Below are 15,281 nucleotides of genomic sequence, written 5' to 3' on the forward strand. Positions count from 1 at the left end.
GAGCTGCGGAACAGCGCACCGTCCCGCCACCAGCGCCGCGGCAGCCGCACCGCCCCCGGCTACACTGACGCTGTGGCTCATCAGCGACCGAAGACGACCTTCACCGACCGGGTGTTCCACCCGGGGCGGCGGCTGCGCGACGTCCTCGACGAGGTCGCCGAGGCCTCGCCGGCGCGGCTGGCGATCGCCTCGTTCGTCATCGCGATCGCGATCTTCACGGTGCTGCTGTCGCTGCCGGTCGCCCACGCCGACGCGTCCGACTACTCGTTCGCCAACAGTCTGTTCGTCGCTGTGTCCACCGTCTGCGTCACCGGCCTGACCCCGGTCGTGACCGAGGAGTACTGGTCGACGTTCGGCCACTGGGTGATGGTCGCGGCGATGCAGGTCGGCGGCCTCGGCATCCTGACACTGGCGTCGCTGCTCGGGATGGCGGTGTCGAAACGGCTGGGCGTGCGTCAGCGGCTCATCGCCGCACAGGCGACGAACACCTTCCAGATCGGCCAGGTCGGCACGCTGCTGCGCGCAGTGCTCATCACGATCTTCGCCGTCGAAGCTGTCATCATGGCCCTGCTCACCCCCCGCTTCCTCATCCGCGGCGAGACGCTGGGCGAAGCGCTGTGGCACGGCCTGTTCTATGCCGTGACCTCCTTCAACAACGCCGGGTTCACGCTGCACACCGGGGGCATCGAGTACTTCGCCGACGATCCGTGGATCCTCATGGTGCTCATGGTCTCGATGCTCATCGGCTCGCTCGGCTTCCCGGTGGTGCTCATGGTCGCGATCACGTGGAATCGCCCGCGCGGCTGGGATCTGCACACGAAGCTGACGCTGGCGACCACCGGAGTGCTGCTGCTCGTGTCCTTCGTGCTGCTGTACATCTTCGAATCCGGCAACGAGAAGACGATCGGCGGGCTGAGCCTGGGCGATTCGATCACCAACACCCTGTTCATGGCCGCGATGCCGCGGTCCGGGGGCATGGCCTCGATCGACGTCACCGAGATGTACGGCACCAGCCATCTGCTCATCGACGTCCTCATGTTCATCGGCGGCGGCTCGTCCTCGACCGCCGGCGGCATCAAGGTCACGACGATCGCGGTGCTCGTCCTCGCCGCGCTCGCCGAGGCGCGCGGGCTCAGGGACGTCACCGTCTTCCACCGGCGCATCGACCCGGCAGCGGTGCGCGTAGCGATCTCGATCACGCTCGCCGGCGCCGCGCTCGTCTTCGTCGGCACTCTGCTCATGCTGCACATCACGCGGCTGCCGCTCGATGAGGTCGTCTTCGATGTCATCTCCGCCTTCGCCACCTGCGGGCTGTCCTCCGGAGTGACGGAGAAGTCCCCTGATGCCGGTCTGTACGTCCTCAGTGCTCTCATGTTCCTCGGCCGGCTCGGTACGATTACCTTGGCGGCCTCGCTGTCCGCCAGACACCAGCAACGTCTGTTCCGCTATCCGGAGGAGAGGCCGATCATTGGCTAAGCAGTCGGGAAAACCCGCGAACGATGCGATCCTCGTCATCGGCCTCGGCCGCTTCGGCGCTTCGACGGCTGAGAACCTCATCAGGCTCGGCCGCGAGGTGATGGCTGTCGAGCGAAATGCGGAGATGGTCCAGGAGTGGTCCGGCCGGCTCACCCACGTCGTCGAGGCGGATGCGACGAACATCGAAGCGCTGCGCCAGCTGGGTGTCCAGGACTTCTCGACCGCGGTCGTCGGCATCGGCACCTCAATCGAGGCAAGTGTGCTCTCGACGGCCAATCTCGTCGACCTCGGCATCGACCAGGTGTGGGCGAAGGCGATCTCGAACTCCCACGGCAAGATCCTGCGCCGCATCGGCGCTGAGCATGTGCTGTTCCCCGAATCCGAGGCCGGAGCGCGCGTAGCCCACCTCGTGTCCTCGCAGATGCTCGACTACATCGAGTTCGACGACGGCCACTTCGCTGTCGTCAAGATGCGCCCACCGAAGGAGGTGCAGGGCTTCACGCTCGCCGAATCCGGCATCCGCGACACCTACGGCGTCACCGTCGTCGGCATCAAGAGCCCCGGGCGGGACTTCACCTACCCGGAGCCGTCCTCCCGCATCGGCAGCCAGGACGTCCTCATCGTCGCCGGTCACGTCGAGCTGCTCGGCCGCTTCGCCGGCCGTCCCTGAACCCCACACGCTGAGCCCGGCGGTCTCAGCTTCCTGACACTGCCCCCGCGACGGCCGCCGGTGTGCTTTGATGAGGATGCTCGGCCCCCAGCGGGTCGCTGGGGGTGCCTGTGTCGACTGCCGGAGGTGTGACGGTGCCTGTGCCCCCTGAGCCCAGCCGCCTGCGCGCGCGGCTGCCGCGCGCCTCGCTGCTGCCCAATGCGGCGGACTACCGGCGGCTGCCGCAGACGTGGCGGCGGGATCTGCTCGCCGGTCTCACCGTCGGCATCGTCGCGCTGCCGCTGGCGCTGGCATTCGCGATCTCCTCAGGGCTCAGGGCCGAGGCCGGACTCGTCACGGCGATCGTCGCCGGCCTCATTGCCGCGGTCTTCGGCGGTTCGCATGTGCAGGTGTCCGGGCCGACCGGTGCGATGGTCGTCGTGCTCGCCCCGATCGCCGCTGCCCACGGTCCTGCCGCGATCCCGGTCGTCGCCCTCATGGCCGGTGCCCTCGTCGTCCTCGCCGGGCTGCTGCGGCTGGGCCGCAGCGTCGCGTTCATCCCGTTTCCCGTCATCGAGGGCTTCACGCTCGGGATTGCGACGATCATCTTCTTCCAGCAGATCCCGGCTGCCCTCGGCAGTGACACCGGGCAGTCGCGCAACGCCGTCGTCCACGCCGTGCAGGCCGCCGCCGGGGCCAGCTGGCCGCAGCTCGGCTGGACGCTGAGCACCGTGGTCCTCGTCATCGGCATCATGCTGCTGGCCCCGCTCATCCACCCGCAGCTGCCCGGCTCGATCATCGCGATCATCGTCGCCGCGCTGCTCGCCGCCTGGCTCAACGCTCCGCTTGAGCGCATCGGCACCCTGCCCGAGACGCTGCCGCTGCCGCATCTGCCGGCCTTCGATCTGCACCTCATCGCCGCCCTGTCCGGTCCCGCACTCACGGTCGCAGCACTGGCGGCGATCGAGTCGCTGCTCTCGGCCCGCGTCGCGTCGACACTCAGCCCGGTCGGGCACTACAACGGAGACCGAGAGCTCGTTGGCCAGGGGCTGGCGTCGATCGGCGCCGGGTTCTTCGGCGGCATGCCGGCCACCGGTGCGATCGCGCGCACGGCCGTCAACATCCGCTCCGGTGCGCAGACGCGTCTGGCGGCCGTCGTCCACGCTCTCGTGCTCATCGGTGTGGTGCTCTTCGCCGCCCGCTTCGTCTCCCAGATCCCGCTCGCCGCGCTGGCTGGGGTGCTGCTGCTGACGGCGGTGCGGATGGTGAATGTGCCTGTGGCCGCCGAGGTGTGCCGCGCCTCGCGTGCCGATGCGCTCGTCTTCTGGCTCACCGCCCTCATCACCGTGTCCTTCGATCTCATCATCGCGGTCGGGATCGGCATCGTCGTCACCGCGTTCTTCGCGCTGCGCACCCTGTCGGCGCAGTCGACGACGACGCGGGAGGAGCTGCCGGGCGCGGCGCAGCCCGGCGATGAGCGCATCGCCCTGTTCCGGCTCGACGGGGCGCTGTTCTTCGGTGTCGGCGACCGGCTGCTGACCGAGCTGGCCGATATCGAAGACGTCTCGGTCGTCATCCTCAGGATGTCGCAGATCCGGATGCTCGACTCGACCGGCGCCCGGGTCATCACCGAACTCGTCACCACACTCGAGCGCCGCGGCATCACGGTGCTCGTCAAAGGCATCCAGGCCCGCCATGAGCGGCTGGCCCGCACCGGCGGGCTGTCAGCGGCTCTGCGGCACCCCAATCACCTCTTCGACGACCTCGACGCCGCAGTCGCGCACGCACGCACCCACATCGAGCGGGAGCGTCGCGCTGGCTGACCGGCTCGCCGGCTCGGTACTCCTCGGTTCAGTACTCCTCGGCCATCTCGATGGCCCGCTGCCCGGCGGCCTGGGCCGCGCGTGCGACCAGGTCTGCGAATCCGGCGTCGTCGAATGTCGTGATCGCCGCGTGGGTCGTCCCGCCGGTGCTCGTCACCGCCGTGCGCAGCGCCGCAGGGTCCGGGTGCTTGGCCAGCAGCCGTCCAGCGCCCTCGGCGGTGCGCACGACCATGCCGGCGGCGGTCTGCTCATCGAGGCCCATCGCCACACCGGCCTTGACCATCTCCTCAGCGAGCAGGAAGAAGTAGGCGACTCCCGAACCGGAGATTCCGGTCATCGCCGGGATGAGATCTTCGTCTAGGGGCACGACATCACCGGCACCGGACAGCAGCTGACGCAGGGTCTCGACCCTGTCCGGGCTGACCGCGTCAGCTGGGGACAGCGAGATGACCCCGCAGCCGATCTGGCAGGGCGTGTTCGGCATGATCCGCACGACCGCCTCGCGCCCGGAGGCGGCTGCCAGCTGATCGAGGGTGACGCCTGCGGCCATCGACACGAGGATCGCGTCGGCTGCCATCGCAGCACCCACCTCGGCGGCGGTGTCCTTGACCATCCACGGCTTGACGCCGAGGAGAACGCAGTCCGCCTCGGCGGCAGCGCTGCGATTGGCGCCGGGATCGTCGTCAAGGGCCAGGGCGCGGACCCCGTGCTCGCGTTCGAGGCTGCGGGCGCTGTCGGCGGACTTCGTCGTCGCGATGATCTCAGCCGGGTCGCAGCCGCCGGCGATGACTCCTGCCAGCAGGGCGGTACCCATCGATCCGGTGCCGATGAATGCCAGTGTCATGAGGTCCTCCTGTCGGTTCGGTTCAGTCGCGCAGGCCGAGGTGGCGCTTGGCGAACTCGAGCGATTCGATGAGCATCTCCTCGCGCTTGCGGGAGCTGGTGGTGAAGCGGGTGTTGACCTCGACGACGACGTCACCGGACCAGTTCTCCTTGGCCAGGTACTGCAGCACCTCGGCGACGGGCATGTGGCCGCGACCGGGCACGAGGTGCTCGTCCTTGAGAGATCCGGCGCCGTCGGTCAGGTGGATGTGGTGCAGCCGGCCGAACAGCTCCTGGACCGATTCGAGCGCGTTCATCCCGGCGGTCGCGGCGTGTGAGAAGTCGAAGGTGACGGCGTCGTAGTCATAGCCGATCGGGTTCCAGTCGGGCAGGTAGACCTGGACCTCGCGGATGCCGGCCCGCCACGGGTACATGTTCTCCACGGCCAGGGTGATGCCGGTCTCCTCGCTGATCTCACGCACCCCGGTGACGAAGTTGCGGGCGTAGTCGCCCTGCCAGCGGAACGGCGGGTGGAGGACGACTGAGCGGGCGCCGACCTCAGCGGCGATGCGACAGGTGATACGCAGCTTCTCCCAGTGGTCGCTCGTCATCACCCGCGGCATGAACAGCAGGGTCGGGGCGTGCAGCGAGAGCACGGGCAGACCGGTGCGCTGGACTTCGGAGCGGATGAAATCGACGTCCTGGGTTTCGGCTCTGTTGGTGATCATGATCTCGACGCCCTCGTAGCCCAGCCGTGCGGCGGTGTCGAAGCAGGTGGTGACCGTCATCGGATAGACCGAGGAGGTCGACAGACCCAGCCGGATCGGGTGGTCGGAGACGTGTTTGACGCCGAACTCGTAGACGGGGACACGTTCGAAGAACTCGCGGTGGCGGCGGGAGTTCGCGCGCGCGGAGTTCGGCGTCGTCAGCGCCTTGCGGAACGTCCGTCGGGGTCGCGATGCTCTCGGTGTCACACCGAACAGTCTAGTACGCGGCCTACAGGTCGAGGGCGAGCGGACGGCCGCGCGGGATGGACACGGACTCCGAGGAGTCGAGCAGGTCGAGCTTGCGCATGATGATGCCCTCGCGCAGCGCCCAGGGGCTGATCTTCATCGATTCGATGCCGAAGATCGTGAAGGCGACATCCGCGACGATCGCGCCGGCGAGCACCTGCCCGGAGCGGGCTGCTGAGACGCCGGGCAGCTCGGCGCGCTGGGCGGGAGTGCGCGAGAGCAGGGTGTCGATGATGCCGGGCATGTCCTTGCGCTGGAGCTTGCGCGGCACGTAGATCCCATCGCCGCTCGGGGCGGCCCCGGCGATGCGCGCCAGCGACCGGAAGGTCTTCGACGAGCCGACGATCTTCTCCGGCTTGCCGACGCGGTTGACGTCTCCGGCTATCCGGCCGATCTCCTTGCGGGCCAGATGCCGCAGAGCGGCGATGTCGTCCTCGCTGGGCTGGTCGGCGGAGAGGAACCGGCTGTGCATGCGCCCAGCGCCCAGCGGCAGGGACAATGCGATGTCGGGGTATTCGTCGGTGCCGGCGGCGATCTCCAGGGAACCGCCGCCGATGTCGAGGAGCAGGATGCTGCCGGCCGACCAGCCGAACCAGCGGCGGGCGGCGAGGAAGGTGATGCGGGCCTCCTCCTCCCCGCTCATGACGTTGAGGGTGAGCCCGGATTCGTCGTGGATCCGTTCGATCGTCTCATCTCCGTTGGGCGCACTGCGGATCGCCGAGGTGGCGAAGGCGAGGATCTGCTCGGAGCCCTGCTCTTCGGCGATCGTGATCGACTCCTTGCAGAAGTCGACGAGGCGCTGCTGGCCGTAGGAGGTGATCGATCCGTCGTCTTTGAGGTGCTCGGCTAGGCGCAGCACCTCTTTGTGGGAGGTCGCCGGCATCGGCGGGGCACCGACGTGGGCATCCACGACGAGGAGGTGGATGCTGTTGGATCCGATATCGAGAACTGCAAGACGCACGGGTTCATCCTACCGTCACACGTCCGACCGCTCATCCGGCGCCCGCCGGCCACCGCGACCTGCCCATCTGCGCAGGCGAGTCCCGCCTCGGGCGCGGTCCCCAGTGCAACACACCAGCTCAGGGCACCGCGCGGCGCAGCGTGAGGTAGGACAGTCCGGCGAGCACGGCGGTCAGAAGCGCGAGCCAGCCGGTCAGCTGCAGGCAGCCGGCGGTGGCGAACCAGGCGATGACCTCACCCCAGGCTTCGCGACGGGAGACGACGAGCAGCGCACCGGCGATCGCCACACCGAGGACGCCGAGCACGGCGACGAGCACCGTCATGCCCCAGCGCTTGAACACAGTCGCACTCCAGAAGCCGAGCACGAAGGCCATGAGGGTGAAGACGAAGAACGTCAGCCACGCAGCCCACCAGCCCGATTCCCACAGCCACGGCAGGTGCGCGACGTAACCATCCATGCCGTAGCCGTCGGTGGCGCGTTCGATGAAGCCTTGGACGATGAACGCGCTCGCCAGCGCTGCAGCACCGACGGCTGCAGCAGCGAGGCTGCCGAGATAGAACTCCCAGCGCGCCAGGCCCACCGATTGGGAGAACGGGAAGGTCAGGGTCATCGCGGACACGCCGACGAACAGGAAGGTCCACATCGGCGCCTGAGCCGCGCCGCCGTACTTGGGACCGGTTTCGGGGATCATCGCGTAGATCATGAGCGACAGCGCAACCGCGAGGCCGAAGACGAGGAGCGGTATCCACAGGAACGGCTGCCGGTTGACGAACTGCAGGCGGATGACGTTGACGATGCGCGCAGTCTGGCTCACGACAGCGCTCCTTCCATGCTCGTGGGGGACAGCTCCGGTCCGGTCGCCGTCGCGGCGGCCGCAGTGCGGTGGACGATCGACTCCTGCAGTCCGACGGACTCGAGGCGCACGCCGGCGTGGGTGGCGGTCTCGGATTCGGCCTCACTGGGGATGCCGTGGAAGACGAGTGCGCCTGCGCTGCCCATGGTCCTGCGCTCGAGCACCCGGTGGCTGCGGGCCAGCCGGTCGAGTGCGGCGGTGGGTCCGGTCGCTCGGGTGAGCGCCGAGGTCGCCTCCTCGACGGTCTCGTCCATGATGATGCGGCCGCCGTCGATGACGAGGACGCGCTCGATGAGGTCGGCGATCTCGTCGATGAGGTGCGAGGACATGAGGATGGTGCGCGGATGCTCGGCGTAGTCGGCGATGAGCCGGTCGTAGAAGATCTGCCGGGCCACCGCGTCGAGTCCGAGGTAGGGCTCGTCGAAGAAGGTGATCTCGGCCCGCGAGCACAACCCGATGATGACGCCGACGGCCGAGAGCTGACCGCGTGAGAGCTTCTTGACCTTCGTCTTCAGCGGCAGCCGGAAGTCGGCCACGAGCCGCTCGGCGAAGTCATGGTCCCAGCCGGGGTAGAACAGGCTGGCTGCGCGCAGGGCGTGTGCGGTGGTCATCGATTCGGGATACTTCTGGTTCTCGCGCACGAAGCACATCCGGCCGAGCACGCGCGGGTTCTCGTACGGGTCCTCGTCGAAGACGCGCACCGTTCCCGAGGTGGCGAAGAGCTGGCTGGTGATGATCGACATGGTCGTCGACTTGCCGGCACCGTTGCGGCCGAGGAAGCCGTAGATGGTGTTCGCCTCCAGATCGAAGCCCACGCCGTCGAGCGCATTGCCCGCCGGGTAGGCCTTGACGAGATCGCGGGCTCTGACGACGGGGTTCATGACTGCGCTCCGACTGCCGTGGCACGGTCCTTGACCATGGCGATGACCTCTCCGGCGTTGAGCCCGATGGTGGCGGCCTCAACCATGAGCGGCTCGACGAAGCGAGCGGCGAAGACGGCCCGGCGCTCAGCACGCAGCTTCTCGCGAGCACCGGCGGTGACGAACATGCCGACTCCCCGCCTCTTGGTCAGCAGGCCCTTGTCGGCGAGCACGGTCAGGCCCTTGGCGGCGGTGGCCGGGTTGACGCGGTGGAACGCGGCGAGCTCGTTCGTCGACGGTGCCCGGGACTCCTCGGCCAGTGAGCCGTCGACAATGCTGTTCTCGATGCTCTCTGCGATCTGCAGGAACAGCGCACGTCCTTCTTCGATCACGGATCTCTCCCTCCTTGGTTACTTACTTAAGTAGTAAACCATTCAACGCAGGGGGATGCAAGAGCGCCCCCGCACAAATGCGGGGGCGTCAGCGCGCTGGGAGGCAAGAAACGCCTCGGGGGCGGGTCAGTCCTGCCAGTCCTGGCGGGTGAAGGTGAAGTCGGGCCGGCGTTTGGCGAAGAACGCCTCCTGACCCTCGACGATCTCGGTGGCATAGGCCTCGGCCAGCCACGAGCCCTCTGCGGCGTCGGGCAGCTCGCCGGCGAGGATCTTCTTCGCCCCGGTCTGCGACAGCGGCGAACGGCTGGCGATCGTCGCGGCGATCTCGTGCGCGGTAGTGAGCGGACCGTCGCTGACGGCGTGGATGAAGCCGAGGTTCAGGGCCTGGTCGAAGTCGATGATCTCGGCGGTGAGCAGGAAGTACTTCGCCCACGCATCGCCGATGATCGCCGCCAGCCGCTTCGTCGGCCCTGGCGGGTAGACGAGCCCGAGCTTGGCAGCCGTCACCCCGTAGATGGTGCCGGGAGCTGCCACGCGCACATCGCAGGCCGCAGCCAGCTCGGTGCCACCGCCCACGCAGTTGCCCTCGATCGCGGCGATGGTGGGAATCGACACCGAGGCCAGTGCCGCCTCGGCGGTGGAGTTCGTCTCCCAGAAGTCCGCCAGCGGCACATCGAGATCGTGGATGTCGGAGCCTGCAGAGAAGTGCCCGCCGGCGCCGGTGAGGATGAGCACTGAGAGCTCATCGCTGGCGTCGATGGTCGCGAGGATGTCCGGCAGGGCCTGCCACATCTGACGGGACAGAGCATTGCGCTTCTCCGGCCGATCGAACACGAGGGTCCCGACTCCACCGGTGATGGTGAAGCCGAAACCCTCGATGCTCTCGATGGACCGGCGCAGCTGGTCCAGCGTGCTCATGTCAGCCGCGGTCCGCGGGGACTGCGCGCTGCTCTTCGCCGTCATAGGCCGAGAGCGGGCGGATGAGTGCGTTGGACGCCTGCTGCTCCATGATGTGGGCGGTCCAGCCGGTGATCCGGCTCATCACGAAGATCGGCGTGAACTGCTCAGTGTCGAAGCCCATGAGGTGGTAGGCCGGACCTGAGGGATAGTCGAGGTTGGGATAGATGCCCTTGCGGGACACGAAGTCCTCTTCGAAGGCGTTGTAGAGGGCGAGCAGCTCGTCTGCTCCCTTGACCTTGACCATGTCCTCGAAGGCGGCGCGCATGGTGGGTACGCGCGAGTCGCCGTTCTTGTAGACGCGGTGGCCGAAACCCATGATCTTCTGCTTGTTCGCCAGAGCGTTGTCGATCCAGGCCTCCGCCTTATCAGCGGTGCCGACCTCTTCGAGCATCGCCATGACGGCCTCGTTGGCACCGCCGTGCAGCGGCCCCTTGAGAGCGCCGACGGCACCGGCGACGGCCGAGTACAGGTCCGAGGTCGTCGAGGTGATGACGCGGGCGGTGAACGTCGAGGCGTTGAAGGAGTGCTCGGCGTAGAGGATCATCGAGATGTCGAAGCAGCGCACGACCTCGTCGGCCGGGACCTCGTCGAAGACCATCTTGAAGAAGTTAGCAGCATACGACAGATCGGTCGTCGGGGCGACCGGGTCGAGGCCGTGGCGACGGCGGTGATCGATCGCGACGATCGTCGGCAGCTGCGCGTACAGGCGCTCGGCCTTCGCCCGGTTGGCCTCCTCGCCCTCGACGTCTGCCTCCGGGTCGACGGAGCCGAGGTAGGCGACAGCGGTCTGCACGACGTGCATCGGGTGGCAGTCCTTCGGCAGGCCGAGGATGAGGTCGACGAGCTTGTCGTCGACGGCGCGCTGGGAGCGCTCACGGGCGGTGAACTCTTCCAGCTGGGCAGCGCTCGGCAGCTCGCCGTTCCAGATGAGGTAGGCGACCTCCTCGAAGGTGCAGTTCGCGGCGAGCTCCTGGACGGGGTAGCCGCGGTAGGTCAGCGAGTTGGTCTCCTGGACGACCTTGGAGACAGCCGTGGTGTCGACGACGACGCCTGCCAGGCCCTTCTTGATGTCGGTCTCGGTCACTGGTGACCCTCCTGTGAGAAGTTGAAGATGTCTGCATCGAAGTCGTTGTACGCACCGTAGTCGATGGTCTCGTACAGGTCGGCACGCGTCTGCATGCCCTCGACGATGCTTTCCTGGGTGCCTTCGGCGCGGATCGTCTCGAGTCCGCGCTTGATGGCTCCCATCGCGATGCGCAGCGTCGTCACCGGGTAGATGACGAGCCGCACGCCGGCGCCAGCGAGCTCTTCGGTGGTGAACAGCTCGCTCTTGCCGAATTCGGTCATGTTCGCCAGAATCGGCACATCGAGCGCCGAGGCGAAGGTCTCGAATTCCGACAGGTCCCGCATGGCCTCGGGGAAGATGAGATCCGCCCCGGCGTCGGCGTAGGCCTTCGCACGGTCGATCGCGGCGTCGAGTCCCTCACCGGCACGGGCGTCGGTGCGGGCGCAGATGACGAAGTTCTCATCCCGGCGGCCCTTGACCGCGGCCGAGATCCGCTTGACCATCTCGGCGGTCGAGACGACCTCCTTGCCGTCAAGGTGACCGCAGCGCTTGGGGTTGACCTGGTCCTCCAGGTGCATGCCCGCCAGGCCTGCGTCCTCGAACTCTTGGACGGTGCGGGCGACGTTCATCGCCTCGCCCCAGCCGGTGTCGGCGTCGATGAAGGTCGGCAGGTTCGTCACCCGGGAGATGTTCCGGCCGTGGGCGACGACCTCAGTCAGCGTCGTGAGCCCGATGTCGGGCAGCCCCTGCGCTGCGGAGAACGCACCGCCGGAGATGTAGACCCCTTCGAAGCCGAGCTGTTCGATGATCTGGGCGTTGATCGGGTTGATGGCGCCCGGGAACTGCACGATCTCGCTGCCGGCGAGCAGTTCGCGGAACCGCTTGCGTCGCTCGGCTGCTGGTGTGGTGGCGCCGAGCATCAGAAGATCCCCTTCGACCCGGTGTGCTCCAGGCCCTCGACGACGAAGGACAGCTCGCGGATCTCATCGGCTGAGAGCTCCGGCAGGCGCTGGACGAGGTCGAGGAAGCGGTCCTGCTCCTCCTCGGCGATGATGCCCTTGGCCAGGGTGCGGAACTTCTCGATGTAGTTCTCGCGCACGAACGGGCGTGCGCCGTTCGGGTGGGCGTCGGCGACGGCGATCTCGTCGACCATCGTCGAGCCGTCCTCGAACTCGATCTCGACGCGGCCGCCGAAGGCCATCTCCTCCGGGTCGGTCGAGTGGTATCGGCGGGTCCACTCGGGATCCTCGGTGGTCTCGATCTTGTGCCACAGTGCGACGGTCTCCGGGCGGGCGGCGCGCTCGGGGGCGTAGGAGTCCTCGTGGTGCCAGCCCTGGTCCTCCATGGCGACGGCGAAGATGTACATGATCGAGTGGTCCAGCGTCTCGCGCGAGGCCTTCGGATCCATCTTCTGCGGGTCGTTGGCGCCGGTGCCGATGACGTTGTGGGTGTGGTGCGAGGTGTGGATGACGATCTTCTTGATCTTGGTCAGGTCGTCGATCTCCTTGCCCATCTTGCGGGCGAGGTCAATGAGCGCCTGGGCCTGGTACTCAGCCGAGTGCTCCTTGGTGTAGGTGTCGAGGATCGCGCGCTTGGCTTCGCCCTTGGCCGGCAGCGGCACGGTGTAGCGGGCCTCGGGGCCGGAGAGGATCCAGGCGATGAAGCCGTCCTCGCCTTCGTAGATGGGGCTCGGGGCACCTTCGCCGCGCATCGCACGATCGACGGCCTCAACAGCCATCTTGGCGGCGAATGCCGGTGCGTGGGCCTTCCACGAGGAGATCTCGCCCTTGCGCGACTGGCGGGTGGCGGTGGTGACGTGCAGCGCCTGCTGCACAGCCTGGAAGGTCACCTCGGTCGGCAGGTGCAGCATTGCGCCGATGCCGGCTGCGGCCGAGGGGCCGAGGTGGGCGACGTGGTCGATCTTGTGCTCGTGCAGGCAGATGCCCTTGACGAGGTCGACTTGGATCTCGTAGCCGGTGGCGATGCCGTTGACGAGGTCCTTGCCGTCGACGCCGAGGTGCTGCGCGACAGCGAGGATGGCCGGGATGTTGTCACCGGGATGCGAGTAGTCCTTGGCGAGGAAGGTGTCGTGGAAGTCGAGTTCGCGCACGGCCACGCCGTTGGCCCAGGCAGCCCATTCCGGGGAAACGGTGTCGTCGAGCGGCTGGCCGAAGACGGTCGCGCCGGGCTTCGACTTGTGCGGCAGCGCCTGCTCGCGGGCGTGGGTCGGTGCGTCACGGCGGACCGAGGCGGCAGCGACGGCAGCGTTGTCGATGATGCGGTTGATGACCATGTCGGTCACCTCCGCGTCGACGGCGACGGGATCGGATGCGACTTCTGCGATCTTCCAGGCCAGCTGATCTTCGCGGGGGAGGTTTTCCGAGCTCTTATACGTGCGGACTTCATGGTTGATCATGGAGATTCTCCTTATCTCGACGTCGGCAGCCGAGGTGTCGGCGACGCTGACCGTCAGTGCCCGAGGTGTGCGCGGGCTGCATTCAACTGTATGAGCGGCGCGGGCTGAGCGCCACGCCACACTTTATCTTGACATCAAGATAAAACACGAGCAGGGGCAACACAAACGCCGTACGTTCTCTAGGATGCCACGCCCACGTGTGGCCCCGCTCACCGGGTCCCGCCCCAGCCGCGCGCGCAGCTCGCTGGCCAGCGATGATGCTATGTCTTCTCCGTCCTCTGCCAGCTCAGCCCTCTGCCGGCTGTCCGGTTCCCTGGATGATCGAGACGAGGGTGACAAGCGACAGCCGCGCTCCCGGATGCGCCCGCAGCATGTCGTCCCCGGCATCGATGAGCACGCCGCCTGAGCGCCAGTCACCGAGGATCCGCAGCAGGGTCTCAGACGTGCCGGCGAGCACGACGTGGGCGAAGCTCTCACCGGAGATCGTCTCCGGGGCGTAGCCGAGCAGCCGGAAGAACTCAGCGGTGTGCGCCGGGAGCCGCTCATCGGCCTCCAGCACAGCGTGGATCTGCTCGGATTCCGGCAGGCTCACCCGGCCGGCGGCACCGAGGTACATCGCCAGGGTCGAGAACAGCGGGATGTCGAGGTCTCCGGCACCGGTGACCTGCGTATTGACCTGCTGCCAGTGGTTCGCTGCGGCGAGCGCCCAGACGCTGAGCCAGCGGGCGAGCGCCCCGGCCTGCTCGTCGCTGAGCTCGACCGCACGGCCGGCAGCCACCGCCTCGGCGACGGGGCCGAAGAGTTCGGGCAGCCCGACCGTCACCGCATCGGATCCGGCCTGTTCGAGCATGCCGGTCAGCAGCAGCGTCGCCCAGGCCCGCTCGGTCAGCGGAAGCTCGGCCAGGGCGCGGGCAGATCCGGCCGCGCCGGGTGCGTCAAGATCCGCGAGCTCAGCAACGGCAGTCAGCTCCTCGCCGGTCAGCTCGCCGGACTCAGCGGCCGGGCGCTGGGCGTTCGGACCGGAGGCGACCCACTGCCAGATCCGCAGCGCGGCCCTGACGACCGCCACCTCGGCGATCCGGGCGGCGTCAACGGCCTGCGATTCGGGCTGATCGATCTGATCCTCGGCATCGAGCAGGCCGAAGAGGGTCATGGCGATCGGGTGGTAATGGGCGCTGATCTCGTCGGCCAGGCGCTGGTCTCCGCCGGTGGTCGGCTCATGCGTGTCATCGCTCATACCCCGAACCTACCGCAGGGCCGGGCCGGCGGTCGACGCTGCCGGGAGCTGCGGACATGCGCCCGGAGTCTGGCCTGACCAGGGCGCGTGTGGAACCATAGGACTATGACACGCACCGCTTTGGCTTTCGATGAGAACTGGCTCGAACCCGATGAGCTGGCCGAGCTGCGCAGACGCCTGCCGATGGCCTACATCAATGCGGTGCCGGTGCTGCTCGATGACCACGGCGTGCCCGAGAAGGTCGGCCTGCTGCTGCGCACCGGCGACGACGGCTCGCTTGTGCGCGAGGTCATCGGCGGGCGGGTGCGCTTCCACGAGACCCTGCGGGCTGCGCTCATGCGCCACGCGGAGAAGGACCTCGGGCCGCTGGCGTTCCCGTCGCTGCCGACTTCGCTCAACCCGTTCCACATCGCCGAGTACTTCCCCACCGAGGGGGCCTCCAGGCTCCACGACCCGCGCCAGCATGCGATCGCGCTGTGCTACATCCTGCCGGTGCAGGGCGAGTGCACGCCGCGCCAGGATGCGCTCAGCCTCGACTGGCTGACCCCGGATGAGGCGCTGCGCGAGGACATCGTCGCGGAGATGAACCACGGGCAGGAGCACATCGTCAAGGCCGCCCTGGCGTACATGGGTCTGCTACCGTAGACGCGACGACAGGGGAGCGCTCACGAGGAGCGCTGAGAGTGCACAGCTGCAGACCCTCGAACCTGACGCGGTTCATACCGCCGGAGGAAGTCGAGTCTCTTCACCCCT

15 protein-coding genes and 1 riboswitch are annotated in these 15,281 nt (G+C 67.8%); of the genes, 4 read left to right on the forward strand and 11 right to left on the reverse strand.

The genetic code is table 11. The annotated features are described in order from the left end of the window. Positions 1-72: 72 nt before the first annotated feature. The 3 genes from M3B11_RS01200 (at position 73) to M3B11_RS01210 (ending at position 3,948) form a co-directional block, all read left to right on the forward strand. Positions 73-1,476: a TrkH family potassium uptake protein gene (locus M3B11_RS01200; protein ID WP_259874751.1), complete on the forward strand. Its 1,404-nt coding sequence runs from the start codon at positions 73-75 to the stop codon at positions 1,474-1,476. Further along, complete coding sequence (locus M3B11_RS01205) at positions 1,469-2,146, forward strand: TrkA family potassium uptake protein (protein ID WP_254697949.1); 678 nt, start codon at positions 1,469-1,471, stop codon at positions 2,144-2,146. Before M3B11_RS01200 ends, M3B11_RS01205 begins: the two co-directional genes overlap by 8 nt. A 140-nt stretch (positions 2,147-2,286) precedes the next feature. Beyond that, entirely contained in the window at positions 2,287-3,948 is a 1,662-nt protein-coding gene (locus M3B11_RS01210; RefSeq protein WP_396121511.1) for a SulP family inorganic anion transporter, read from the forward strand. 28 nt (positions 3,949-3,976) lie between these two features. On the opposite strand, the gene proC is transcribed toward M3B11_RS01210, so the two are convergent. The 11 genes from proC to M3B11_RS01265 form a co-directional block, all read right to left on the reverse strand. Further along, positions 3,977-4,792, reverse strand: coding sequence for a pyrroline-5-carboxylate reductase (gene proC / locus M3B11_RS01215; RefSeq protein WP_259874756.1), 816 nt, complete (start codon positions 4,790-4,792; stop codon positions 3,977-3,979). A 22-nt stretch (positions 4,793-4,814) separates the two neighbouring features. Beyond that, positions 4,815-5,744 carry a sugar phosphate isomerase/epimerase gene (locus M3B11_RS01220; protein WP_259874758.1) on the reverse strand — a complete coding sequence of 310 codons (930 nt, stop codon included), beginning with the start codon at positions 5,742-5,744 and terminating at the stop codon, positions 4,815-4,817. 22 nt (positions 5,745-5,766) lie between these two features. Further along, positions 5,767-6,744 (reverse strand): Ppx/GppA phosphatase family protein, encoded by a 978-nt coding sequence (locus M3B11_RS01225; protein WP_259874760.1) that lies wholly within the window; start codon positions 6,742-6,744, stop codon positions 5,767-5,769. Between the two features lie 118 nt (positions 6,745-6,862). Continuing rightward, complete coding sequence (locus M3B11_RS01230) at positions 6,863-7,558, reverse strand: hypothetical protein (protein WP_259874762.1); 696 nt, start codon at positions 7,556-7,558, stop codon at positions 6,863-6,865. Further along, positions 7,555-8,478, reverse strand: a complete 924-nt coding sequence (locus M3B11_RS01235; protein WP_259874764.1) for an ABC transporter ATP-binding protein — start codon at positions 8,476-8,478, stop codon at positions 7,555-7,557. Before M3B11_RS01235 ends, M3B11_RS01230 begins: the two co-directional genes overlap by 4 nt. Further along, positions 8,475-8,849 carry a GntR family transcriptional regulator gene (locus M3B11_RS01240; protein WP_259874766.1) on the reverse strand — a complete coding sequence of 125 codons (375 nt, stop codon included), beginning with the start codon at positions 8,847-8,849 and terminating at the stop codon, positions 8,475-8,477. The genes M3B11_RS01235 and M3B11_RS01240 overlap by 4 nt, the downstream gene beginning before the upstream one ends. A gap of 126 nt (positions 8,850-8,975) precedes the next feature. After that, on the reverse strand, positions 8,976-9,767 hold the full coding sequence (locus M3B11_RS01245) for an enoyl-CoA hydratase/isomerase family protein (RefSeq protein ID WP_259874768.1): 792 nt from the start codon (positions 9,765-9,767) through the stop codon (positions 8,976-8,978). A 1-nt stretch (position 9,768) separates the two neighbouring features. Further along, positions 9,769-10,893: a bifunctional 2-methylcitrate synthase/citrate synthase gene (locus tag M3B11_RS01250; protein WP_259874770.1), complete on the reverse strand. Its 1,125-nt coding sequence runs from the start codon at positions 10,891-10,893 to the stop codon at positions 9,769-9,771. Then, positions 10,890-11,795 carry a methylisocitrate lyase gene (prpB, locus tag M3B11_RS01255; protein ID WP_259874772.1) on the reverse strand — a complete coding sequence of 302 codons (906 nt, stop codon included), beginning with the start codon at positions 11,793-11,795 and terminating at the stop codon, positions 10,890-10,892. The genes M3B11_RS01250 and prpB overlap by 4 nt, the downstream gene beginning before the upstream one ends. Beyond that, entirely contained in the window at positions 11,795-13,291 is a 1,497-nt protein-coding gene (locus tag M3B11_RS01260) for an MmgE/PrpD family protein (RefSeq protein WP_175293108.1), read from the reverse strand. The genes prpB and M3B11_RS01260 overlap by 1 nt, the downstream gene beginning before the upstream one ends. 286 nt (positions 13,292-13,577) lie before the next feature. Beyond that, positions 13,578-14,528, reverse strand: a complete 951-nt coding sequence (locus tag M3B11_RS01265; protein ID WP_259874775.1) for a hypothetical protein — start codon at positions 14,526-14,528, stop codon at positions 13,578-13,580. A gap of 105 nt (positions 14,529-14,633) precedes the next feature. Here M3B11_RS01265 and M3B11_RS01270 point away from each other — a divergent pair, with 105 nt between their 5' ends. After that, the gene (locus tag M3B11_RS01270; protein WP_259874777.1) at positions 14,634-15,173 is read left to right on the forward strand and encodes an NUDIX hydrolase family protein; all 540 of its coding nucleotides are present in this window, start codon (positions 14,634-14,636) and stop codon (positions 15,171-15,173) included. Then, positions 15,174-15,279, forward strand: a riboswitch (TPP riboswitch). Positions 15,280-15,281: the final 2 nt, after the last annotated feature.

It is taken from the genome of Brevibacterium sp. p3-SID960 (assembly GCF_025144725.1).
Taxonomy (GTDB): domain Bacteria; phylum Actinomycetota; class Actinomycetes; order Actinomycetales; family Brevibacteriaceae; genus Brevibacterium.

What these genes read in the sequence shown, in the direction of transcription:
- proC (WP_259874756.1), bottom strand. Translation starts at nt 4,792, where the DNA reads ATGACACTGGCATTCATCGGCACCGGATCGATGGGTACCGCCCTGCTG.
- M3B11_RS01235 (WP_259874764.1), bottom strand. Translation starts at nt 8,478, where the DNA reads ATGAACCCCGTCGTCAGAGCCCGCGATCTCGTCAAGGCCTACCCGGCG.
- M3B11_RS01245 (WP_259874768.1), bottom strand. Translation starts at nt 9,767, where the DNA reads ATGAGCACGCTGGACCAGCTGCGCCGGTCCATCGAGAGCATCGAGGGT.
- prpB (WP_259874772.1), bottom strand. Translation starts at nt 11,795, where the DNA reads ATGCTCGGCGCCACCACACCAGCAGCCGAGCGACGCAAGCGGTTCCGC.
- M3B11_RS01260 (WP_175293108.1), bottom strand. Translation starts at nt 13,291, where the DNA reads ATGATCAACCATGAAGTCCGCACGTATAAGAGCTCGGAAAACCTCCCC.
- M3B11_RS01265 (WP_259874775.1), bottom strand. Translation starts at nt 14,528, where the DNA reads ATGAGCGATGACACGCATGAGCCGACCACCGGCGGAGACCAGCGCCTG.
- M3B11_RS01270 (WP_259874777.1), top strand. Translation starts at nt 14,634, where the DNA reads ATGACACGCACCGCTTTGGCTTTCGATGAGAACTGGCTCGAACCCGAT.